Origin of the sequence: Herminiimonas sp. Marseille-P9896, assembly GCF_903993245.1 — a bacterium.
GTDB classification, from domain to species: Bacteria; Pseudomonadota; Gammaproteobacteria; order Burkholderiales; family Burkholderiaceae_D; genus Oxalicibacterium; species Oxalicibacterium contaminans.
Window position 1 is genome coordinate 768,162 of sequence record NZ_CAJEVT010000002.1, and the last position, 21,418, is coordinate 789,579.

Here is a 21,418-nt window from a genome sequence, read left to right on the forward strand (position 1 = left end):
TACGCTATGATCAAAAAAATACACACAAACCCTCGTCGGAGACGGTCACTGTAATGCACGCGATTAAACCTGTTATCCAACTGGCCAAAGAGCGCGCCTTATTCCGATTCTCTGCCCTCGCAGAGCACATGCTGCAAGATGCCAACGTCAGCCTGGCACAACAAATTCCGACCGCCGGTTCAGCCAATGAACAAAAATGGATATCCGCTTCACGCGACTTCCTGGGCACGCATGGACAAGAGTTCCTCAAACGTTTAAATCTCAGTTACATCGGCTACATAGAGCGCGGCATGCAAACCATGTATCGCGACTTGCGTATGAGCCTGCAGGATGTCTCGGTGGATACGCTGGCCCTGATGGACGACGATACCGTGACACGTCAGATTGAAGTGGAGCGCCGCGTGCTGCGTCTGCGTGAGGCTGACCAGCAAAGCCTGGGGCGGCTGAACCTGATGATCGCGCAATTGCACGATGAGCATGATGTGCGTGAACGTGAGAACCCGTTCCGTCCCTACCTGATGGCGCGCGCACTGCATGATGTGCTGTGCGAAATGAATAGCAATAGCAATGTCTGCGCAATGCTGTTCGATCATCTGTCCGGTGCACTGGCTGAACAACTGCCAGAGTATTTTTCCGCGATCCGCGATGTGTTTGAGTCGAATGGCGTGCATGCACGCCTGCTGGCGCGTCCGAGCGCATTGAGCAAGCGCGAACGTGAAATGCTGGCGCTGGCGAACCAGGGTGCCTATCGCGCGACAGCTGTTGACGCGGGTTTGTCTACCGGGCTGGTGAGTGGCATCACGACCGGCGTGGTCAACGGTTTTCCGACTTTGCATGAAACGGTACCGGCGTCACCTGCGCTGGAGCGCGTACTCTCGCAATTACAAAAGCAGGGTAAGCAGGGCAATAGCATGCCGGTCTTGCCGTCGGATGGGCAAATTGAATTGCAAGATTTTGTCTGGAAGATCTTTAACCAGTCCGCGCCGGGTCGCATACCACCCAATTTACGTTTCCCTGATGGTGCACCCAATGCGCCAACAGTTAAAGCTGCAGGTCAGCAAGCCAACGCCCATCCCTTGTTTAAACAACTGCAGCAAATGCAGCAGGCAGGTGTGGCAACACAGGGCGGTGCTGTCGCAGCTGATGCGAATGAAGCAGTAGCGGATTTGCGCGAAGTGCTGAATCTGGATCAGGTCAGTGAGATCGACAGGGTGGGACTGGATGTCACCACCATGCTGTTCGAATATATAGCTGCTGACGAAATGCTGTCTCCGGCTTTCCGTGACTTGCTGGCGCAATTGCGGATTCCGTTTGTGAAAGCTGCGATGCTGGATGCCGATGTCCTGCAGCTGGCGCATCATCCGGCGCGCCAATTCCTGAATCGCGCAGCCTCGATTGCGAGTGGCCTGAATGCGAGCATTACACCGGGGCAAGAGATTTATGCCGGCATGGCGGAAGCGATCGCCTGCATCAATAGGGACTTCAATGCGGATATGCAGGTGTTTACAACCGCCAGCCTGCATCTGAACCATGCAGTGGCAGATGCCTTGCATGCTGGTGACGCCGAAGTCCTGCGCGCCATCGATGCGCTGGAAAACGCGCAAAAGAATCCGCAGCAGCATGATGTACTGGTGGTGCAAACCGTGAATGCCTTGCGCGAACGCTTGTCATCGATAGAGACCGACCAGCGCGCCGTCGATTTCCTGATCAAGGTGTGGAGCCGGGTACTGGTGTATGTCAGCGAACACGACAGCATGGACATAACGCCATATCGTGAAGTCGTGCCAGACTTGCTGTGGAGCGTGCAGGAAGAACTCGATGCCAGTGAGCGCAGTGCGCTGATGCGGCTCTTGCCCAAGCTGGTGCAAAGAATCAAGACCGGCCTGCAATTGCTGCTGATGTCGGACATCGAAAGCAAGCAGGTGCTGGATCAACTGGTCGCCATGCATGCCGAAGTACTGCGCACGATACAGGGCAACCAGATCAAAGGTGCACGCTCATTGCTGAGCCTGCAGCAACACTTCTCTACGCTGCATATAGGCAGTGCACTGGCAGCGCAACCTACCGAGATACACGCACCTACTGTGCCGCATGAACGCCTGCAAACAGCATTGCAGCAATTCCAGGTGCAGGCACACCTGCATCTGGATAGCGACCTTGGTACCTTGATGAGTTCGGATGCCAAATGGCTGGGTGGCATGCATGTGGGTACCCAGGCCGAGTGGTGGCACGAAGGTGCTTATCAGCCTGCGACCTTGCTGTGGATAGATGCGGCGCAGTCTTTCTATCTGTTTCGGATCAATGCGCCCGAAGCACGGCCACGCCTGCTGGTCTACTCCTCGATCGCGCTGATCAAGGGTTTGCGTGAGGGATCGGTGGGGATGGTGGAGTCTGCGCCTATCTTCGACAGGGCTATGGAATCACTGCTGAATGCCAGTGGCACCCAGCAGTATGCTGCCTGATTCTTCTTACTTGATGACGCGATAGCAGGGCGTGTAAGCCTTGCCCGGCAGTTTCATGCGTCCCTGCGCGACGAAGGCCGCCAGCAATTTATCCATAGGATCCATGATGCTGAGGTCACCGCTGATTTCAAAGTGACCATGCTCTTCTATTGCGCGTATGCCGCTTTCCTTGACGTTACCCGCCACTACACCAGAAAACGCCCGGCGCAGGTTGGCCGCCAGTTCATGTCGTTCCTGATTTTGATGCAGCGATAGATTGCGCATGTTCTCATGGGTCGGGAAAAACGGCATCTGGAACGCGTGGTCTATCTTCAGACCCCAGTTGAAGTAATAGGCGTCGCCTTTGCTCTTGCGGAATTCGCGTACTGCCTTGATGCCATCCTGCATTTCCTGCGCTACTTGCACTGGATCATCGACGATGATTTTGTACAGCTTCTGTGCTTTCGGCCCCAGTGTCACACCAATGAAATGGTCGATCTGCTTGAAGTAGTCGGCTGAATTGGCGGGGCCGGTAAATACCAGCGGGAATGGTTGGCCAGCATTGTCCGGGTGCAGCAGTATGCCGAGGATGTAGAGGATTTCTTCCGCAGTCCCTGCACCGCCGGGGAACACGACGATGCCGTGGCCTATGCGTACAAATGCTTCCAGGCGTTTTTCGATATCCGGCAGGATCACCAGGTCGTTGACGATAGGGTTAGGTGCTTCGGCTGCGATGATGCCTGGCTCAGACACACCGAGGTAGCGGCCGGTCGGGATGCGTTGCTTGGCGTGACCGATAGTCGCACCTTTCATAGGGCCTTTCATCGCGCCTGGTCCGCAACCGGTGCAGATATCCATTTCGCGCAAGCCGATTTCGTAACCGACTTTCTTGGTGTAATCGTATTCTTCGCGCGAGATCGAGTGACCGCCCCAGCATACGACCAGTTTCGGGTTGAGGTGCGGGTGCAGCACATTCGCATTGCGCAGGATGTGAAAGACCGAGTCGGTAATGCCGGCCGACGACTCGAGGTCGAAGGTCGGATTCGAAATCACTTCATCATGGGTGAACAGGATGTCGCGCAATACCGAGAACAGGTGTTCGTGTATGCCCTTGATCATTTTGCCATCGACAAAGGCGCTGGCCGGTGCATTTTTGATGTCGAGCTTGATGCCGCGCTCACGCTGGATGATGCTGATTTCAAAGGAGCTGTAACGGTTCAGCAATTCCTTCGCGTCATCGGTGTCATTGCCGCAGTTCAGTACCGCCAGTGCGCAGTTGCGGAAGAGTTGGTATAAGCCGCCGTTGCGGGTGTCCAGAAGCCTGTGTACTTCGGCTTTAGACAAGATATCAAGACGGCCGTCAGGAGAGAGCTGTGTATCGACTACTTCATATGCCATAGAGTGCTTAACTTCCGAATGAGTTTATATTTTTTAGATGGTGTTTTCAGGCAAGTATAGCGTCTGTGTCGCGCCGCAGATAGTGTGCTGCAGAAATGCGTGCGAGGACTAATCCGTTTTCATGCCTGTAGGAATGATCAGACCATGAAAACGGTGGTTTGTTGCAAAGGCAGGAGATTAGCGCTCGGTGTCGGTACGCGGCGCAAAGTCGAAAGCGGCCTTTAATGCGCGATACGCTTTTTGTGCGACCGCAGTATGGATGGGCTGGCTCAGCTTGGTAATGACCGCATACATATCACCGGCCGGATCGCCGGGTATCCCTTTACCCTTGAGGCGCAGCTTGCGTCCTATGCTGGAGCCGGGCGGGATCGCCAGCTGGACTGAACCTTCCGGTGTCGGCACATGCACGACCGTGCCTTGTTCGGCATGGTCGCTGGTGAGCGGTACATCGACATAGATGTCACGCCCATCGACCCGATAGCGGCGGTGCGGGCGGATCACGATTTCCAGGTACAGGTCACCGGCCTTGCCGTCGCCGGTGCCGGGGAAGCCCTGGCCTGCCAGGCGCAGCGTCTGGCCCGAGCGCATGCCTTTGGGAATGCTGACTTTCAATGTGCGCTTGGAGACGATAGGCATGCCGTATTCGTCGGTCATATAGGTCGGCATCGACACATTGCGTGTGGTGCCATGGAAAGTGTCTTCCAGGTCTATCTGTACTTTGGTGTGCTGGTCGCTGCCGTGGATGTGCACACCGCGCGGCTTGGGCGGTGGCGAACCCGGGCGGCCCATCATTTCATCCAGGATGTTGCTGAAGTTTTCTTCGGCGCGTGGTTTGGCTGATGGCGGTGGTTCTTTCGGTGCCGCGTTACGTGTGCTTGCGCCAGCTTGCGGTTGTGGGCGTGCTTGTTCCTGTGTGCGTTTGGCTGAGGCTTCGCGATAGCTGAAAGCAGGGCGGTATTCCTGATCGTAGGCCATACGCTTGGCCGTATCCTTCAGGATGGCATAGGCTTCGCCGACTTCCTTGAAGCGGATTTCGGCATACATCTCCCGGCTCACGTCAGGGTGATATTTGCGCGCGAGTTTGCGGTACGCATTCTTGATTGCGTCTTGCGTCGCATCGCGCGGGATGCCCAGGGTTGCGTAATGATCCTTGAATTTCATCTGCTGTTTTCGTCACTTGCCTGCGTCGATTTTGCCGGAATTGGTCCGTTTTGGTGCTGAAGGCGGTTTATGGCAGGGTCATTTTGACATGATCATGTCACGGCTGATTGGATGAATAAGGCGAGTATTGTTTGTCAATTTCCAAGCTAGGCGAAATGCCTGAATACTTTCAATATAGTCAATATTCCCTGTTGTTGTTGCCTAAATTGAAAGCAAACACTGCGATACAGCTAGGTCGCTGACAGTTTGAAGGGCATACTCTCAACTTCGTTCAATAAACCGCATTATTAAGATGAAAAGCATGACCTACGAAGAGTATCTGGACGAAGTGACGACGCTCATGACCGAAAGATTCGACCTCAGCGACGCCGCTGCCATCAAGTACGTGATGCGCGCCCAGGCCGCGGATTACTTCACTTTGCACGACGATGATCCGGCCATGCGTACGCAGGACAGGGCGGAAAAAGACGCCAAAACCATCTTCGAACAACGCAATAAATCCAAGCCGGAAATCTACAAAAAGAAATAAGGCTGGCTGCGACACACTTTTCACTCCAAGCGGCGCATCTAAGCTGGCGCCGCCTTTGCAACATCGGAATAACCATGCATTTTAACCTTCCTGCCACCAGGGCTGCTGTATGCCTGTCACGGACACCATTTTGAGCACGCCTGCACAGATCACCTGGAATGAAGCCGGTGCTGACCGTACGGCGCGCTGGCAATCCGAGAGCGGTCATGCGGCGCCCAAGCGCGTCATGATCGCCGACGACAAGTTGACGGCTGATACCGCTTTCCGCCTCGCCAGTGAAGGTACTGCCTTGCTATGGCGCGGTGACTACCAGAATGCACGTCAACTGCTGCAAGCACTGGCACGCCGTATCGAGCGCAAACCGCGCAAGGCGGCGACGACACCGATAGATGCATTCAATTTCCACCGTCAGGCGCAATCACAACGTGCACGTACGCTGGGCATGGTGCTGCTGGAAGTCGATGCGGACTACAGTATAGGCTTGCGCCGTGCGCCGGATATCAAGCTGGCGTGCAATGAAGCGTATGGTGCGAGCACCGGGCCGTTCGTGGTTTCGCTGCGCGAAGTGCTGGGTTTGATCGGTGCGCATGAGTGGCGCAAGAACGGCGTGGAAATTCCTGCGCTGGGTGCGCGTATCCATCCTTACTACGGTGTGTTTTCACCTGTGCGCGGTGAATACCTGAACCTGATTGCGGAAGCGCCGCTGCCATCGAAGAAGCTGGCCTTTGATATAGGTACCGGTACTGGTGTGATTGCGGCCCTGCTGGCGCAGCGCGGCGTCGAGAAAGTCATCGCTACTGATCAGGATGCGCGCGCACTGGCCTGTGCCAAAGAGAATTTGTCGCGCCTCGACCTGCGTGATCGTGTGCAAGTACTGGAAGCCGATTTATTCCCGGAAGGCAAAGCACCGCTGATCGTCTGTAATCCGCCGTGGATACCGGCACGCCCAAGTTCGGCTATTGAATACGCAATCTACGATCCGGACAGTCGCATGCTGCGTGGCTTCCTCAACGGACTGGCGGCGCATCTGGAAGCCAGGGGCGAGGGCTGGCTGATCCTGTCGGATCTGGCCGAACATCTGGGTTTGCGGACAAGGGAAGAATTGCTGCAAATGATAGAGAGCGCAGGCTTGAAGGTCATCGCCCGCATCGATACCAAGCCAGTGCATCCACGCGCAACAGATGCCAGCGATCCGCTGCACCATGCGCGCGCGGCTGAAACCACTTCCTTGTGGCGTCTGGCAGCACGCTGATCTTTTATAATAGCGGCGCTGCAGCTCACGCAAAGTGCAGCGTCGTACTCACATCATTCAGGAATTAATATGGCTAACAAACCGGCCCGCATACTGACTTTCAAGTGCAAGAAGTGCACGAAATCGGTACAGGTATTTTTGCAGAAAGTCTCTGCCTGCTCACACATCCAGCCGTACCAGGGTATATGCACCTGCGGTGAAATCACGCGTTACGCGACCGGTCAGAAAGACGCGGTCGAGTCCTTTATGAATTCGGAAGACGGTAACTGGTCGCACCACCATCATCATTGATGTGCAGCAGCATCGCTACCGCGGCTTAATTGCTGTCGGTATCGATGAAACGCATTTTGAAATTGCGCCCCTTGATATTGCCATTGCTTAAACGCGCATAAGCCTTGTCCGCCACCTTGCGATCCAGCGCGACGTAGGTCATGAATTCAAACACATTGATCTTGCCGACCTGTTCCTTGGTGAGGCCTGCATCGCCGGTCAATGCGCCGAGCAGGTCGCCGGGCCGCAGTTTGTCTTTCTTGCCGCCCATAATGCACAGCGTCACCATGGGTGCGTGCAAGTCGCCACCTTCAGCTACTTCGAGTTCGTTCAGCTCATACCATTGCACCGGCTTGTTCTGATATTCCTCTATCAGCTTGACCCATTTCTTTTCATTCGGCGCGCACAGGCTCAGCGCCAGGCCCTTGTCACCACCACGACCGGTACGGCCGATGCGGTGGATATGTACTTCGGTATCTTTCGAGACATCGACGTTGATCACCGCGCCCAGCGACTGGATATCGAGTCCGCGTGCCGCGACGTCGGTGGCGACCAGTACCGAGCAGCTTTGATTCGCAAACAGCACCAGGATCTCATCACGTTCGCGTTGTTCCAGTTCACCGTATAAGGCTAGCGCGCTGAAACCTTGTGCGCGCAACTCGGCTGCCAGTTCGCGGCAATGGATTTTGGTATTGCAAAAAGCCAGCGTGGATACCGGACGGTAGTGCTTCAGCAGCGTCGCGACAGCGGCATTGCGGTCGTCATAGTCGACCGCATAGAAACGTTGCTCGATCTGGCTGTCGTCGTGTTGTGCTTCGACTTTGATTTCGACCGGATCGCGCAGGAACTCGGCGCTGGCGCGGCGTATATCGTCGGGATAGGTCGCGGAGAACAGCAAAGTCTGGCGACGTGTCGGACAGGCGCTGACGATGCCTGCAATCTCTTCATAAAAGCCCATATCGACCATGCGATCAGCTTCATCCAGCACCAGCGTCTGTACTTTGGACAGATTGATCGTTTCGCGTGAGATGTGATCACGGATACGACCAGGCGTGCCGACCACGATGTGTGCGCCATGCTCAAGCGAGGCGATTTGCGGACGCATCGGAGCACCACCGCACAGCGTGAGTACTTTGATGTTTTCGGTGGCGCGCGCGAGGCGACGCAGTTCATTTGACACCTGATCCGCGAGTTCACGCGTCGGGCAAATCACCAGTGCCTGCACCGCAAACCAGGTCGGGTTCAGCTTCTGTAGCAAGCCTATGCCAAACGCTGCGGTCTTGCCGCTGCCGGTCTTGGCTTGCGCAATCAAATCGCGTAACTCCAGTATCACAGGCAGGCTCTGCGCCTGTATCGGCGTCATCTCGCGATAGCCGAGTGACTCCAGATTGCTCAGCATGGCAGGTGAGAGGGCGAGACTGGAAAAGGAGGTGGCGGTCATGGATTTTGAAGTAATGCGGCAAAGGACACGCAGTCTAACAGGCATGGGCGGCAGATGCGGAATTCAGCTGCATAAAGCGCCAATAAATTCATGCAAGCGTAGCGACTTGCATATTGGCATCACATTACAAGCAAAATCAGGCAGTCAACCTTACCGAGCTGGCGAGTGTGCAACCACGTCCTTGCGACTTGGCTTCATATAGTGCGAAGTCGGCTCGCTGCAACATGGCGTCTATGGTGTCTTCATCGTGCAAACGCATGGCAATACCGGCGCTATAAGAGAGGTTGAATCCCAGCTCCTGGAGGGAGTGCTGCGCCAGCCACTGGCGCATGCGTTGATCATATGCCATCACCGCGTTGAGATCCGCACATTTGAGCAGCACACAAAATTCCTCACCACCGTATCGACAGAATACGTCCCCGGTACGGCTGACAGCCCGCAATCCGCTCGCAAAAAGCTGGAGCGCGCCGTCGCCCACAGTGTGGCCGTGTGTGTCGTTGATTTGCTTGAAATAGTCTAGATCTATCATCAGCAGGGCGATAGGCTGTCGGTAGCGCATGCTGCTGGCGAAGTCGATGCCAGCCTGCAGCAGCCAGGCGCGACGATTCAGGACACCAGTCAGGCCGTCCAGTGTGGCCAGCCGTTCCAGCTCGCGTGCAGCTTCGTCACGATGAGCGAGCAGGATAGCGACGACTGACAGCACCATCATCGAATTCGATGACAAGGCAAATATCTGGTTGACCAGATAGGGGCCAAAGAAATTCGGGAATTCGGCAGTGTAGAACGCCCCCAGCACCGCGCGGCAGGCCAGCACGATCATTTGTATGGTGAGGCAAATGGCCAATAGCCAGCGCCAGCGTCCGACTGCTACCGTTGGTGGGCGACACAGTTCAACGATCACCGTGGCGATCTGCAAGGCCAGCAGGGCGTTGGCCCAGCCCACGCGAAATGGATAGTTGGCAAAGCCTATGCTGTAGCCGACGGTCATTAATACGGCAATGGCCGCTGGCGTACGTGCACTGACCTTGCGGCCGCACCATATCTGAAAGGCCATGGCATTGAATACCATGCCACTCGAAACACAGCCCATCGCTATGGTAGACAGCAGTTGGTCGGTCCATCCGCCGGGTACGGTTGCGCTCGATGAAAACAGCGAAATCCAACCTGCCGTTTGCAGCACGATCCCGGTTTGCGCGTACCGTGCGGCACGATTCACCCGACCCATAAAGTACGGCAGTGCGACGGCCATGATGCATAAGTTGAGTGTCATGGCGACAAACAGGGAAAAGACGTCGATTTTTGGCACTGGCTGTACTCTCAAAAAATAAGCGTTTGAAACGCAGCGCCCTGGGCCGCTTGCTGAAATAGTCGGGAAACATGCCATCTGGAGCAGGCTCCAGAGGCAGAGATGAGTTGCGTAAAAGCTTGTGCGATGCGGCATGCATGCCGCAACAACATGGGTGACATCTTACCGCCTTGCAACTCAAGTTGGAAGGTTGCTAACGGCTGTGCACTTTGATGCACGTGTGTGGTGGTTTGTGTAGCGTTCGCGTCCGGATCGCCACTCCTTCATTCCTTCACATCGTTTATTTGCCCAATTGAAATCATGTAAACGCCTGAAAAGCGCTGATTTTTCACGACCAAATATATGTTTTCATAATACGGAATATTAATATCGCGCTGCATCAATAAAAAATTCCAAAGGGTAGAATATCGTTTCACATTCAGAAAAATGCATTATAAGTATTTGATAAATAACGAAAATAAAAAATTAAAATATCTTATATAAGACATTGTTGCTGTGCGCAATATCGCCTATGATTAAGTCAATGTTTTTTCTTGTCTTTGTTATTTCACGCATTTAACTGAGGAGAATCATCATGGCAAACCGCGAACAGCAAATCGAAGCACTCAACCGGGACTGGCAGGAGAATCCGCGCTGGAAAGGCGTGACACGCAATTACACGGCTGAAGATGTGGTGCGCCTGCGTGGCTCGCTGCAAGTCGAACACACACTGGCACAACGCGGTGCCGACAAGCTGTGGGAGATGTGCAATAACGAACCCTTCGTCAATTCGCTGGGTGCGCTGACAGGCAATCAGGCGATGCAACAGGTAAAAGCAGGTTTGAAAGCGATCTACCTTTCGGGCTGGCAGGTCGCCGGTGATGCCAATGTCGCCGGTGAAATGTACCCGGATCAATCCTTGTATCCGGCCAATTCGGTACCGCTGGTGGTCAAGCGCATCAACAACACCTTCCAGCGCGCCGACCAGATCCAGTGGTCGGAAGGCAAGGGTGATGTCGACTTCTTTGCGCCTATCGTGGCGGATGCGGAAGCTGGTTTCGGTGGTGTGCTGAATGCCTATGAGCTGATGAAAGCAATGATAGAAGCGGGCGCTGCCGGCGTGCACTTCGAAGATCAGCTGGCTTCGGTCAAGAAATGCGGACACATGGGCGGCAAGGTGCTGGTGCCCACCCGTGAAGCAGTAGAAAAACTCAATGCGGCGCGCCTTGCTGCTGACGTTTGCGGCACCCGCACGCTGGTGATCGCACGTACCGATGCCGAAGCAGCTGACTTGCTGACCTCGGACGTCGATGCCAACGATAAACCTTTCCTCACTGGTGAGCGTACGGTAGAAGGTTTCTACAAAACCCGTTCCGGCTTTGATCAGGCAGTCTCGCGCGGTCTCGCTTATGCGCCGTATGTCGATATGTTGTGGTGCGAAACCGGCAAGCCAGATCTGCAATTCGCCAAGCAATTTGCAGATGCGATTCATGCCAAATTCCCCGACAAGATGCTGGCCTATAACTGCTCGCCATCGTTCAACTGGAGAAAAAACCTCGACGACGCAACCATTGCCAAGTTCCAGAAGGAGTTGGGCGCGATGGGCTACAAATTCCAATTCATCACATTGGCCGGTTTCCATTCGTTGAACTATTCGATGTTCAACCTCGCACATGGTTACGCACGCAACCAAATGTCGGCCTTCGTCGAATTGCAGGAAGCCGAGTTTGCAGCTGCGGACAAAGGCTTCACCGCCGTAAAACATCAGCGCGAAGTCGGCACCGGCTATTTCGATGCGATCACCCAGGTCATCCAGCAAGGTCAGTCTTCGACTACCGCCTTGCATGGCTCTACCGAAGACGAACAATTTTTTGACAGCAAAGTAGCCAAGGTTTGTATTGCAGGGCGCGCAGCTTAGCGTCTTGTAAAAGGAGGCCGCACCCGTGGGGGTGCGGTTAGTTTGAAGTTATAACAAAGTAGACCATCACTGATTTAATTATACGGAGACAAGCATGACTGAGAGCACGATAGACATCCCGGCAGGTATTGAAATTGAAGGCGAATTCAAAGCAGACTACGAACAGGTGTTGACGCCTGAAGCGCTGGCGTTGGTCGTCAAACTGAGCCGTAGCTTTGAAGCGCGCCGTCAAGAATTGCTGGCGATACGAGTCCAACGTGCCAAGCGTATCGACGCCGGTGAACGTCCGGACTTCCTGCCGGAGACTGCCGCGATCCGCGCAGCCGACTGGCGCATCGCACCGATACCGGAAGCACTGGCTTGCCGCCGCGTCGAAATTACCGGCCCGGTCGATCGCAAGATGGTGATCAATGCGCTTAACTCGGGTGCCGATGTGTACATGGCTGATTTCGAAGATGCGAATACACCGAACTGGGAAAACCAGATCGAAGGCCAGCTTAATTTGATCGATGCCGTGCGCAAAACCATCACCACCGAGCGCAACGGCAAGCAATACAAACTCAACGACAAAATCGCGACCCTGCTGGTGCGCCCGCGTGGCTGGCACCTGGACGAGAAGCATGTACTGGTCGATGGCAAACGCGTATCCGGCGGTATCTTCGACTTCGCGCTGTACATGTATCACAACGCGCATGAATTGCTGAAACGTGGCTCCGGCCCGTTCTTCTATCTGCCTAAACTGGAGTCGCATCTGGAAGCGCGCCTGTGGAATGACATCTTCGTCATGACGCAACGTGAACTGGGCCTGCCACAGGGTACGATCAAGGCGACCGTGCTGATCGAAACCATACTCGCCGCTTTCGAAATGGATGAAATCCTGTACGAACTGAAAGACCACAGCGCAGGTTTGAATGCGGGGCGCTGGGACTACATCTTTTCGTGCATCAAAAAATTCCGCCTGGACAAAGACTTCTGCCTGGCTGATCGCGCCAAGGTCACCATGACTGTGCCTTTCATGCGTTCCTACGCTTTGCTGTTGCTGAAGACTTGTCATCGTCGTGGTGCACACGCGATGGGCGGTATGGCGGCGCTGATCCCGATCAAAAACGATCCGGTCAAGAATGAACTGGCGATGAATGCGGTGCGCATCGACAAGGAACGTGATGCGATAGACGGCTACGACGGTGGCTGGGTCGCGCATCCAGGCCTGGTCGATCTGGCGATGACAGAGTTCAAAAAAGTCCTGGGCGACAAACCTAATCAGATTAACAAACAGCGTGATGATGTGCATGCAACGGCGGATGATTTGCTGGCCTTCCAGCCGGAAACGCCGATCACCGAAGCAGGCCTGCGCTACAACATCAACGTCGGTATCCACTACCTCGGTAGCTGGCTGGACGGCAATGGCTGCGTGCCTATCCACAACCTGATGGAAGATGCGGCAACTGCAGAGATTAGCCGCTCGCAAGTCTGGCAATGGATACGTTCGAGCAAGGGGGTACTGGATGACGGCCGTAAAATCACCGCAGAAATGGTGCGGCCTATGATTCAGGAAGAGCTGCTGAAAGTGAAGCAGGATGCGCCTAACGGCAGCAGCCCCAGCTATGCGCGCGCAGCGCAAATCTTCGAGGAAATGTCGACGGCAACTGCATTTGCAGAATTTCTGACACTACCTCTATACGAAGAAATTTGAAGCACAGAAAGTTAAAGCGAAATAATTGATGTGTCTGGGATAGCGCTGAAGAGTGCCTTCTCTTGCGCCGGAGTTGCCCTGCAAGGTAACTCCGGCTTTTTTACAGGACCAGTGTTTTCAGCAGCAAACCGATAACGGCACTGGCAGCAATGACGTGAATGACATTGCGTTTATAGCGTACCAATGCAATCGCTGCGACGATAGCCATGCATGCCGCGATCCAGTCAAAGTCTCCGGCAAATCCCTTCGGCCACAACACGTGATAGGCAAAGAACACCGCCAGGTTCAGGATTACGCCGACGACTGCGGCGGTAATGCCGGTCAGTGGCGCGGTGAATTTCAGGTTGCCATGGGTGGATTCAACCATTGGGCCGCCAGCAAGGATAAAGATGAACGAGGGCAGGAAGGTGAACCAGGTCACGAGTATTGCCGCCGTACAACCCGCAATAAACTGCAAGTCCGGGCCGAACACGGATTGCACATAGGCGCCGACAAAACCGACAAAAGCCACCACCATAATCAGCGGCCCCGGATTGGCTTCGCCCAGCGCCAGGCCATCTATCATTTGCGTAGGTGTAAGCCAGTTGTAATGACTGATTGCACCCTGATAGATATACGGTAGCACCGCGTAGGCACCGCCAAAGGTCAGCAAGGCGGCCTTGGTAAAGAACCAGCTCATCTGTGTCAGCGTATGATCCCAGCCCAGTTGCAGGGTCAGGATCGTCATCGGCACGCACCACAACACGGCTCCAGCCAGCAGGATTTTGATCAGCCTGGACCGGCGAAATTGCGCATGGGCAGGCGTCGGTGTGTCGTCATCGATCAACGCCGGGCCATACGATTTATCGGCCTGCTTGTGCCCGCCGCCAACCGTGAATTTGGCTGGCATATAACGGCCGCCGAGAAAACCGGTCAGTGCTGCTGCGGCGACGATGATAGGGAAGGGCACATTTAGCGCAAAGATTGCGACAAACGACGCGGCCGCTATCGCCCACATCCAGCCATTCTTCAGGGCGCGCGAGCCTATGCGATGGACTGCATGTACGACCACAGCCGTAATCGCCGGTTTGATGCCGTAAAACAGACCCGCTACCAAAGGCACATGACCGTAGGCGATATACAACCAGGACAGCGTGATCAGGAAAAACAAGGAGGGCAGCACGAAGAGCGCGCCAGCGGCGATGCCTCCTTTGCTCTTGTGCAGCAGCCAGCCCATATAAGTGGCCAGTTGCTGTGCCTCGGGGCCGGGCAGCAGCATGCAATAGTTAAGCGCATGCAGGAAGCGCTTTTCACTGATCCAGCGTCTTTGTTCGACTAGCTCCCTGTGCATTAGCGAAATCTGCGCCGCCGGACCACCAAAGCCGATAAAGCCCAGCTTGAACCACAGGGCCAGTGCCTGCATGAAACTGACTGGGGCGGGAGTCGCCATAGCTGCTGCGGCAGGGGTGCCAGGTTCTGGGTTCATGTCGGATGGAAAGGTTGTGTACTGGAGTGGCAAGACTATTACATAGAGCAGCTGTGTACGGAGCATAAAATAAATCAAATATTTAGTTGCATAGCGAATTAGTTTGATCTATGCTGCAGTCATGTTTGATTACTGCCTCTATTTCAATACGACAGCCCTGGCCCGCGTACTCGAACGTGAATGGACCAAGGCTTTCAAGCCGTTTGGCCTGACGCCGGCGCAGGCTTTCATGCTGCGGGCAGTGTTGGCGAATCCAGGGATGTTGCAGAGTGAAGTGGCAGCTACTTTGGCGATTTCTCGTTCAACCGCGACCCGTACGCTGGATGGTTTGCAGCAGATGGGCTTGTTGCGGAGGGTGGCGACCGAGCGTGATGGGCGCGAATCGGCGATCGAACCAAGTGCAGCGGGTATCGCATTAAGGGAACAGCTGGACACGGCCAGTGGGGAAGTAAGTAAGCGCCTGAAGAAGGAGCTGGGTCAGGCAAATTTTGATGAAACCGTTAGTAAAGTTAAAAAAGTTCGCTCAGTCATCAGCTGAGTTTTTTTAAATAAGTAGTTGCATAGCAAACTAAAAGGGGTTGAAAATGCCTATCCTGAACGTGAAAGTAAGTGCAGAAAAAACACCGGAACTGACCAGGCAAATTGCCGAGTTATTGCTGGACCTGACGACCCGCATCCTGAAAAAGAAGCGCGAAGTCACGGCGATTGCTATCGACTATGTGAGCCACGATAGCTGGGTGGTAGGCGGGCATCTCTTGAGCGAGCAAAAGAAAAACAGCTTTTACTTCGACATCAAGATTACAGATGAAACCAACACCAAGGATGAGAAGGCGCAGTACATCAGGGAAGCGTTTGCCGGTTTCGAGCGCATCCTGGGCAACCTGCATGAAGAAAGCTATATCTATGTGCAGGATGTGAGGGCGGCTTCGTATGGTTATGGTGGTTATACGCAAGAGTATCGCTACCACCATTGAGGACGCGATAGAATATCGGCATCTACGATTCATCTGCCTGTGCAGGAAGAAAATCCTGGCTGCAGGTGATTTGCCGTATATAGTTTCCGTCGCCCTCGGAACTAAAAAATAGAAAGCGCATCTTGAATACTGAGAAATACAAGTCCAATTTTCAACTGGCAAATAGTTTCTATGAAAAAAACGATCTGGATGCAGCAAAAAAAATACTGATTCAGTTGTCAGTCGAGATGCCGACCGATCCGCATGTCTTTCGCTTATTGGGGTTTATATTCGGTCGTCAGGGAGATTTCTTTAAGGCCGCAGAGTATTTGGCCCGTCTCATGCAATTGGAACCAGGCTTCATAGAAGGTTGGTATTACCTGGGGAAAGCATGGTACGAGATAGAGAAGTTTGACGAAGCAATCAAATGTTTTGATACAGCAATTGGTTTATACCCGAATTTCTTTGAAGCGCACCACGATAAGGCACGGGCACTTTGTTCCTTGCGTCGATTAAACGAGGCTACTCAGGCATTTGAAATTGCATATAAGTTAAATCCAAACTCTGCCGAACTTTGGACAAATCTTGGCTGGGTGTTTGTGCAGTTGCGGCAGTTTGAAAAAGTGATCGTTTGCTGTAGTCAGGTGTTGAGATTGCAGCCTAAAGATGCGATGGCTTTGCGTGCAAAAGGTGATGCTCATTTCAGTTTGCAACAGTACCAGCAGGCGATTGCAGAATATGAAAAAGTATTAGTTATTGATGCGGATTTTGAGGGCGCGCGGGGTTCTTTGTTGTACGCGAAGTTTATGTCTGCCGATTGGTCCAATCTTGATCATCACTATGAGTTGATGAAAACATCGATTCGAAATGGCAAGAAATGCGTTACACCTTTTGTGATGGCAATCCTTTCAAACTCACCTCAAGAGCAGTCACTTGCTACAAAGAGGTATACGGCAGATTTATATCCGCCCGCGAAAATGGCGCCCCGCAAAGACGGCTCGAAGCCAAATGAGCGTATTCGGCTTGCCTATCTGTCCGCCGATTATCATCAGCACGCTACTGCATTTTTAATGTTGGAGCTATTTAAAAGACATGATCGAAAACGCTTTGATGTCATTGCAATATCGTACGGCCCGGATGACGGAAGTCAGACCAGGAAAGAATTAGAGACAAGTTTTGATGAGTTTATAGATGTTCAGGGAAAGAGTGATCGTCAGATAGCTGAGCTTTTATCAGAATTGAAAATTGATATAGCGATTGACTTAAAAGGCTATACGGACGACGGAAGGCCCGGCATTTTTACTTATGGTGCAACCCCGATCCAGGTTAGTTATTTGGGCTATCCAGGGACGATGGGGGCGGAATATTTCGACTATCTGATCGCTGATAGATTCCTGATTACGCCCGAAGATGAGGATCTGTACTCCGAATCAATTGTGTATATGCCTGATAGTTACCAGGTAAACGGCAGGAACAGGGAGATACATCAGCCGTTGCCTACGCGAGCAGATTGTGGATTGCCGGAACAAGGATTTGTATTCTGTTCGTTCAATAACACCTATAAAAATAATCCGACAGTATTTTCTGTCTGGATGAGTTTGTTAAAGCGGGTGGAGGGTAGTGTTCTTTGGTTGCTGACGAAAACGGGCAACTTTGAAGACAATATTTGCAACGAAGCTATAAAAAGAGGCGTTGATCCGAAGAGAATTATTTTTGCAAAAAATATGCCGCTGCCGCAACACTTGGCGCGCGTGACGCTATCCGATCTGTTCCTGGATTCTTTGCCTTGCAATGCGCACACGACGGCAAGTGATGCTCTGTGGGCCAATGTGCCGGTTGTTACTTGTGTCGGGACTACCTTCGCGGGTCGAGTCGGGCAAAGTGTACTGAATGCAATAGATATGCCTGAGTTGGTTACGCATACGTTGGCGGGTTATGAACAGTTGGCTTTTGAGCTGGCGACGGATAAAAATGCTTTATCGGCCGTACGTGAAAAATTGCGTCATAAGATACAAGCATCACCGCTATTCGATGCAGATCGCTTTGCACATCATTTAGAGTGGGCGTATGAAGAGATGTTGCGACGGTATAAAAATGGGGAAGACTCTGCCAGAATGAACGTACCGAAGAAATCATGATGGATTTTTTCATAGTGAATTGTTGCCTCTGACAGAACTGGAGCGGCCATGAAGCTGGATCAACTTGATCACCTCGTCCTGACGGTCAAGGACATAGAAGTCACGATCGCGTTCTATCAGCGTGTGCTGGGAATGGAAGTCGTTATCTTCGGTGCTGGCCGCAAGGCGCTGACTTTTGGCACGCAAAAAATCAATTTGCATCAGCACGGCAAGGAATTCGAGCCCAAGGCCGAACATCCGACACCGGGTTCGGCTGACCTTTGCTTCCTCACCAGCGTACCGCTGGATGATGTGCTGCAGCACTTCAACAACTGCGGCGTCACGGTACTGGAAGGGCCGATACGTCGCACCGGTGCCACCGGCCCCATTCTGTCGCTTTATCTGCGCGATCCCGATTTCAATCTGATTGAGGTATCGAATCGCATCGTCGATGCCGGTTAGCGTTAAAGCTTGAATAAGGCGGCGTCAGACACAAGTCAGCCTTATCAAGTATCCTCTCGGATTGTTTACATCTGCCTTTGCATAGTCAGGACTTGCAAAGGCTTTCTCTTTTCTGCTCATGACTCACAAGATTACGCCATCGACTGTATTACTGCTAACGCTCGCGCCCATGATGTGGGCCGGGAATGCAATTGTTGGCCGCTCGGTGAATGCGATGGTGCCGCCGGTTACCTTGAATCTGTTGCGCTGGTCGATTGCTATGCTAATCCTGTTGCCGCTGGCAAGCTGGATCTTCCGCCGTAACAGTCCGTTCTGGACGCACTGGCGACGGTTTTCGATATTGGGGCTGCTCGGCGTCGGCTTGTACAACACGCTGCAATACCTGGCGTTGCAGACTTCTTCACCGATTAACGTGACGCTGGTAGCGGCCAGTATGCCGGTGTGGATGTTGCTGATAGGGACGCTGTTCTTCGGCGTGCGCGTATCGTTCAAGCAGGGCTTGGGCGCAGTGCTATCGATAGTAGGTGTGCTGATTGTGCTGAGCCGGGGCGAGCTGCGACAACTGCTGGCTTTGCGCCTGGTGGCCGGTGATATCTTCATGATCATCGCCGCCATCGTCTGGTCTTTCTACAGCTGGTTGCTGACGTTGCCGAAAGACCCGGAAGAGATACGTAGCAACTGGGCGGCTTTCCTACTGGCACAGGTTGCTTTCGGCGTGGCCTGGTCTTGCATGTTTACAGCTGGCGAATGGGCGCTAGGAGATCTGCATATAGACTGGGGCTGGCCATTGATCGCGGCGCTGATCTTCGTCGCAATCGGCCCAGCCATCATCGCTTTGCGTTGCTGGGGCATAGGCGTGCAAAGGGTGGGGCCGACGATCGCTGGCTTCTTCAGCAACCTGACGCCGTTGTTCGCCGCATTGATGTCATCAGCATTTCTCGGCGAAATGCCGCATCTGTATCATGGCGTCGCCTTCATATTGATCGTGGGCGGGATCGTCGTTTCTTCACGGCGCTAATCAAGCGAGGTTAGCCATCCTTAGGCTCATCTTCTTCGGCTCGCGGCGGCGGGATATATTCAATATTCCCCAACACCAGTGCACGACCGGCAAACAGCCCGCCGGTAGTCTCCAGCGCAAAGCGCTCTGCGTCGCGGCTACGTACTTCGCTAATCAAATCTTCCGCTTCCTGCGGCTCTGAGCCCAGCAGGACGACCGCGTGTTTGGCCATTTGCAGCGATGCTTCAAAGGTTTCGCGCACGACGAAGTCGGCATTGTGCTTGACCAGTTCGAGAGCGTGTTCACGGTCGAAAGCACGCACCACGAGTTTGGTGTGCGGGCATTCCTGCCGCGCCGTTTCCACGATGCGGGTGACAGCGTGTTTGTCATTGATGCAGACCAGGATGACTGAGGCTTGCAATGCGCCCGCAGCGTGCAGGATCTCCGGGCGTCCGCCGTCACCATAAAAGACCTTGAAGCCATAGGGCTCAACCGCGCGGATGACGTCCGGATCGCTGTCGATGATGGAGAGTTTGACTCCCTTGGCCAGCGGGCCTTGGCTCGCGATCTGGCCGACCCGGCCAAAGCCGATGATGAGGACGCTGGCTTGCACATCCCTTGGTTCTTCGACGCCGTCGAGTGAGGCAGTTATTTTCCCGCCTAAGCGTTTGTGTAGTACCACTACCATCGGCGTCAGAGCCATCGAGAGCACAACGATGGCAGTGATGTTTGCATTGATTTCAGCTGAAATCACATTCAACTTGAGTGCTTCAGTGAAGAGTACGAAGGCGAATTCGCCGCCTTGTGCCATGAGGATGGCGCGGTCGATGGCTTCCGAGTGATTGCTTTTTGCCAGTCGTGCGACGCAGTAGATGCAGAAGGCTTTGGTCATCATGAGTGCTAATACACCAGCCACAACGATGCGCCAGTTCTCGCCGACCACATCCAGATTCAATGCCATGCCGACGCCGAGGAAGAACAGTCCCAGCAGCAAGCCGCGGAACGGTTCTATATCTGCTTCCAGTTGATGGCGGAAGGTGGATTCCGACAGCAGCACGCCTGCGAGGAATGCGCCCATTGCCATCGACAGGCCACCGACTTCCATCAATAGCGCTGCACCGAGTACGACGAGCAGGGCGGCTGCGGTCATGACTTCACGTGCCTTCGCTTTTGCCAGTACACGGAATAGCGGATTAAGTAGCCAGATGCCTGCGCCTATCAGTATGGTCAGAGAGAGGGCGGCGAAGATGATTTTTTGCAGTACCGGTGCGCCATGCGTAATGGTGGCGTCAGGCGGCGCAATGAAAGCGACGATCGCCAGCAAAGGGACGATCAGCAAATCTTCAAACAATAAGATGGAGACTATGCGTTGTCCGCGCGGCGTTTGCATGTCGCCGCGTTCGCTGAGTACCTGCATGACGATGGCGGTCGAGGTCAGCACGAATCCTGCGCCAGCAATAAATGACACTTGCCACGAGTAACCAAAGGCCATGCCTACAGCTGTCAGCAAAACCGAGCTAAGAACTACCTGCATGCTGCCCAGGCCGAATATTTGTCCGCGCAAGCTCCACAGATGCGACGGTTTCATTTCCAGGCCTATGATGAAGAGGAACATGACGACGCCCAGTTCGGCGACGTGGATGATGGTTTGCGCGTCCGACATCAGGCCCAAGCCGGATGGGCCTATCGCCAGTCCGGCGGCGAGGTAACCAAGGACGGATCCCAGTCCTATGCGTTTGAACAGCGGCACCGCGACGACGGCGGCACCGAGGAGGGTCACGATGCCTACCAGTTGGCTGGGGTTTCCTTCGATGGCCATAAAATTTTCCTGATTTTTGTTAGTGAAGCTCGAAGGGCGATATTGCCAGCAGGACTGCAAACAAAAAAGCCCGCGACCAAAAGGTAGCAGGCTTGATATGAGGGTTTCACCAGTCCTATAGTGGAAAGTGCAAAACCTGGCGCGAGTTGCCTCAACGCGGTTTGATTATGCGCTTGTTCGCTGAAATGTACAACGTTGATTTCTAACACCATATTTC

The 21,418-nt window shown here is 53.8% G+C and carries 17 protein-coding genes; 11 read left to right on the top strand and 6 right to left on the bottom strand.

What is annotated here, in order from left to right:
- Positions 1-53 precede the first annotated feature (53 nt).
- Complete coding sequence (locus H7U06_RS09045) at positions 54-2,462, top strand: DUF1631 family protein (RefSeq protein WP_175625797.1); 2,409 nt, start codon at positions 54-56, stop codon at positions 2,460-2,462.
- A gap of 6 nt (positions 2,463-2,468) precedes the next feature.
- On the opposite strand, the gene ppnN is transcribed toward H7U06_RS09045, so the two are convergent.
- Together ppnN and H7U06_RS09055 are read right to left on the bottom strand one after the other, a co-directional pair.
- Positions 2,469-3,839 (bottom strand): nucleotide 5'-monophosphate nucleosidase PpnN, encoded by a 1,371-nt coding sequence (ppnN, locus tag H7U06_RS09050; RefSeq protein ID WP_175625798.1) that lies wholly within the window; start codon positions 3,837-3,839, stop codon positions 2,469-2,471.
- A 177-nt stretch (positions 3,840-4,016) separates the two neighbouring features.
- Positions 4,017-5,000, bottom strand: a complete 984-nt coding sequence (locus H7U06_RS09055) for a DnaJ C-terminal domain-containing protein (protein WP_175625799.1) — start codon at positions 4,998-5,000, stop codon at positions 4,017-4,019.
- 301 nt (positions 5,001-5,301) lie between these two features.
- On the opposite strand from H7U06_RS09055, the gene H7U06_RS09060 reads away from it, so the two are divergent.
- The 3 genes from H7U06_RS09060 (at position 5,302) to H7U06_RS09070 (ending at position 7,072) form a co-directional block, all read left to right on the top strand.
- Positions 5,302-5,529 (top strand): hypothetical protein, encoded by a 228-nt coding sequence (locus H7U06_RS09060; protein WP_175626099.1) that lies wholly within the window; start codon positions 5,302-5,304, stop codon positions 5,527-5,529.
- Positions 5,530-5,659: 130 nt separating this feature from the next.
- Positions 5,660-6,781, top strand: a complete 1,122-nt coding sequence (locus H7U06_RS09065) for a class I SAM-dependent methyltransferase (RefSeq protein ID WP_175625800.1) — start codon at positions 5,660-5,662, stop codon at positions 6,779-6,781.
- A 69-nt stretch (positions 6,782-6,850) separates the two neighbouring features.
- Positions 6,851-7,072 carry a hypothetical protein gene (locus H7U06_RS09070; protein WP_175625801.1) on the top strand — a complete coding sequence of 74 codons (222 nt, stop codon included), beginning with the start codon at positions 6,851-6,853 and terminating at the stop codon, positions 7,070-7,072.
- A gap of 25 nt (positions 7,073-7,097) precedes the next feature.
- Here H7U06_RS09070 and dbpA read toward each other — a convergent pair whose 3' ends face one another.
- A complete protein-coding gene (dbpA, locus tag H7U06_RS09075; RefSeq protein WP_175625802.1) occupies positions 7,098-8,492 on the bottom strand; it encodes an ATP-dependent RNA helicase DbpA in 1,395 nt (464 codons plus the stop codon).
- A gap of 136 nt (positions 8,493-8,628) precedes the next feature.
- On the bottom strand, positions 8,629-9,762 hold the full coding sequence (locus H7U06_RS09080) for a GGDEF domain-containing protein (RefSeq protein ID WP_175625803.1): 1,134 nt from the start codon (positions 9,760-9,762) through the stop codon (positions 8,629-8,631).
- Positions 9,763-10,372: 610 nt separating this feature from the next.
- Between H7U06_RS09080 and aceA the strand changes: the two genes are divergently transcribed.
- Both aceA and aceB read left to right on the top strand, forming a co-directional pair.
- Positions 10,373-11,695 (top strand): isocitrate lyase, encoded by a 1,323-nt coding sequence (aceA, locus tag H7U06_RS09085; RefSeq protein WP_175625804.1) that lies wholly within the window; start codon positions 10,373-10,375, stop codon positions 11,693-11,695.
- Between the two features lie 94 nt (positions 11,696-11,789).
- Positions 11,790-13,388: a malate synthase A gene (gene aceB, locus H7U06_RS09090; RefSeq protein WP_175625805.1), complete on the top strand. Its 1,599-nt coding sequence runs from the start codon at positions 11,790-11,792 to the stop codon at positions 13,386-13,388.
- Positions 13,389-13,488: 100 nt separating this feature from the next.
- Here the strand turns inward: aceB and chrA are convergent, their stop codons facing one another.
- Positions 13,489-14,817, bottom strand: a complete 1,329-nt coding sequence (gene chrA, locus H7U06_RS09095; protein ID WP_254873192.1) for a chromate efflux transporter — start codon at positions 14,815-14,817, stop codon at positions 13,489-13,491.
- Between the two features lie 157 nt (positions 14,818-14,974).
- On the opposite strand from chrA, the gene H7U06_RS09100 reads away from it, so the two are divergent.
- The 5 genes from H7U06_RS09100 (at position 14,975) to H7U06_RS09120 (ending at position 19,403) form a co-directional block, all read left to right on the top strand.
- Complete coding sequence (locus H7U06_RS09100; protein ID WP_175625807.1) at positions 14,975-15,391, top strand: MarR family winged helix-turn-helix transcriptional regulator; 417 nt, start codon at positions 14,975-14,977, stop codon at positions 15,389-15,391.
- A 46-nt stretch (positions 15,392-15,437) separates the two neighbouring features.
- Entirely contained in the window at positions 15,438-15,827 is a 390-nt protein-coding gene (locus tag H7U06_RS09105; RefSeq protein ID WP_175625808.1) for a 4-oxalocrotonate tautomerase family protein, read from the top strand.
- Between the two features lie 122 nt (positions 15,828-15,949).
- On the top strand, positions 15,950-17,944 hold the full coding sequence (locus tag H7U06_RS09110) for a glycosyltransferase family 41 protein (protein WP_175625809.1): 1,995 nt from the start codon (positions 15,950-15,952) through the stop codon (positions 17,942-17,944).
- A 48-nt stretch (positions 17,945-17,992) separates the two neighbouring features.
- On the top strand, positions 17,993-18,385 hold the full coding sequence (locus tag H7U06_RS09115; protein ID WP_175625810.1) for a VOC family protein: 393 nt from the start codon (positions 17,993-17,995) through the stop codon (positions 18,383-18,385).
- 118 nt (positions 18,386-18,503) lie between these two features.
- Positions 18,504-19,403 carry a DMT family transporter gene (locus H7U06_RS09120; protein WP_175625811.1) on the top strand — a complete coding sequence of 300 codons (900 nt, stop codon included), beginning with the start codon at positions 18,504-18,506 and terminating at the stop codon, positions 19,401-19,403.
- Positions 19,404-19,413: 10 nt separating this feature from the next.
- Here H7U06_RS09120 and H7U06_RS09125 read toward each other — a convergent pair whose 3' ends face one another.
- Positions 19,414-21,201, bottom strand: a complete 1,788-nt coding sequence (locus H7U06_RS09125) for a monovalent cation:proton antiporter-2 (CPA2) family protein (RefSeq protein WP_175625812.1) — start codon at positions 21,199-21,201, stop codon at positions 19,414-19,416.
- Positions 21,202-21,418 lie beyond the last annotated feature (217 nt).

What these genes read in the sequence shown, in the direction of transcription:
- chrA (WP_254873192.1), bottom strand. Translation starts at nt 14,817, where the DNA reads ATGGCGACTCCCGCCCCAGTCAGTTTCATGCAGGCACTGGCCCTGTGG.
- H7U06_RS09045 (WP_175625797.1), top strand. Translation starts at nt 54, where the DNA reads ATGCACGCGATTAAACCTGTTATCCAACTGGCCAAAGAGCGCGCCTTA.
- H7U06_RS09120 (WP_175625811.1), top strand. Translation starts at nt 18,504, where the DNA reads ATGACTCACAAGATTACGCCATCGACTGTATTACTGCTAACGCTCGCG.
- H7U06_RS09100 (WP_175625807.1), top strand. Translation starts at nt 14,975, where the DNA reads ATGTTTGATTACTGCCTCTATTTCAATACGACAGCCCTGGCCCGCGTA.
- H7U06_RS09070 (WP_175625801.1), top strand. Translation starts at nt 6,851, where the DNA reads ATGGCTAACAAACCGGCCCGCATACTGACTTTCAAGTGCAAGAAGTGC.
- dbpA (WP_175625802.1), bottom strand. Translation starts at nt 8,492, where the DNA reads ATGACCGCCACCTCCTTTTCCAGTCTCGCCCTCTCACCTGCCATGCTG.
- H7U06_RS09080 (WP_175625803.1), bottom strand. Translation starts at nt 9,762, where the DNA reads ATGACACTCAACTTATGCATCATGGCCGTCGCACTGCCGTACTTTATG.
- H7U06_RS09105 (WP_175625808.1), top strand. Translation starts at nt 15,438, where the DNA reads ATGCCTATCCTGAACGTGAAAGTAAGTGCAGAAAAAACACCGGAACTG.
- aceA (WP_175625804.1), top strand. Translation starts at nt 10,373, where the DNA reads ATGGCAAACCGCGAACAGCAAATCGAAGCACTCAACCGGGACTGGCAG.
- H7U06_RS09125 (WP_175625812.1), bottom strand. Translation starts at nt 21,201, where the DNA reads ATGGCCATCGAAGGAAACCCCAGCCAACTGGTAGGCATCGTGACCCTC.
- aceB (WP_175625805.1), top strand. Translation starts at nt 11,790, where the DNA reads ATGACTGAGAGCACGATAGACATCCCGGCAGGTATTGAAATTGAAGGC.
- H7U06_RS09115 (WP_175625810.1), top strand. Translation starts at nt 17,993, where the DNA reads ATGAAGCTGGATCAACTTGATCACCTCGTCCTGACGGTCAAGGACATA.
- ppnN (WP_175625798.1), bottom strand. Translation starts at nt 3,839, where the DNA reads ATGGCATATGAAGTAGTCGATACACAGCTCTCTCCTGACGGCCGTCTT.
- H7U06_RS09060 (WP_175626099.1), top strand. Translation starts at nt 5,302, where the DNA reads ATGACCTACGAAGAGTATCTGGACGAAGTGACGACGCTCATGACCGAA.
- H7U06_RS09055 (WP_175625799.1), bottom strand. Translation starts at nt 5,000, where the DNA reads ATGAAATTCAAGGATCATTACGCAACCCTGGGCATCCCGCGCGATGCG.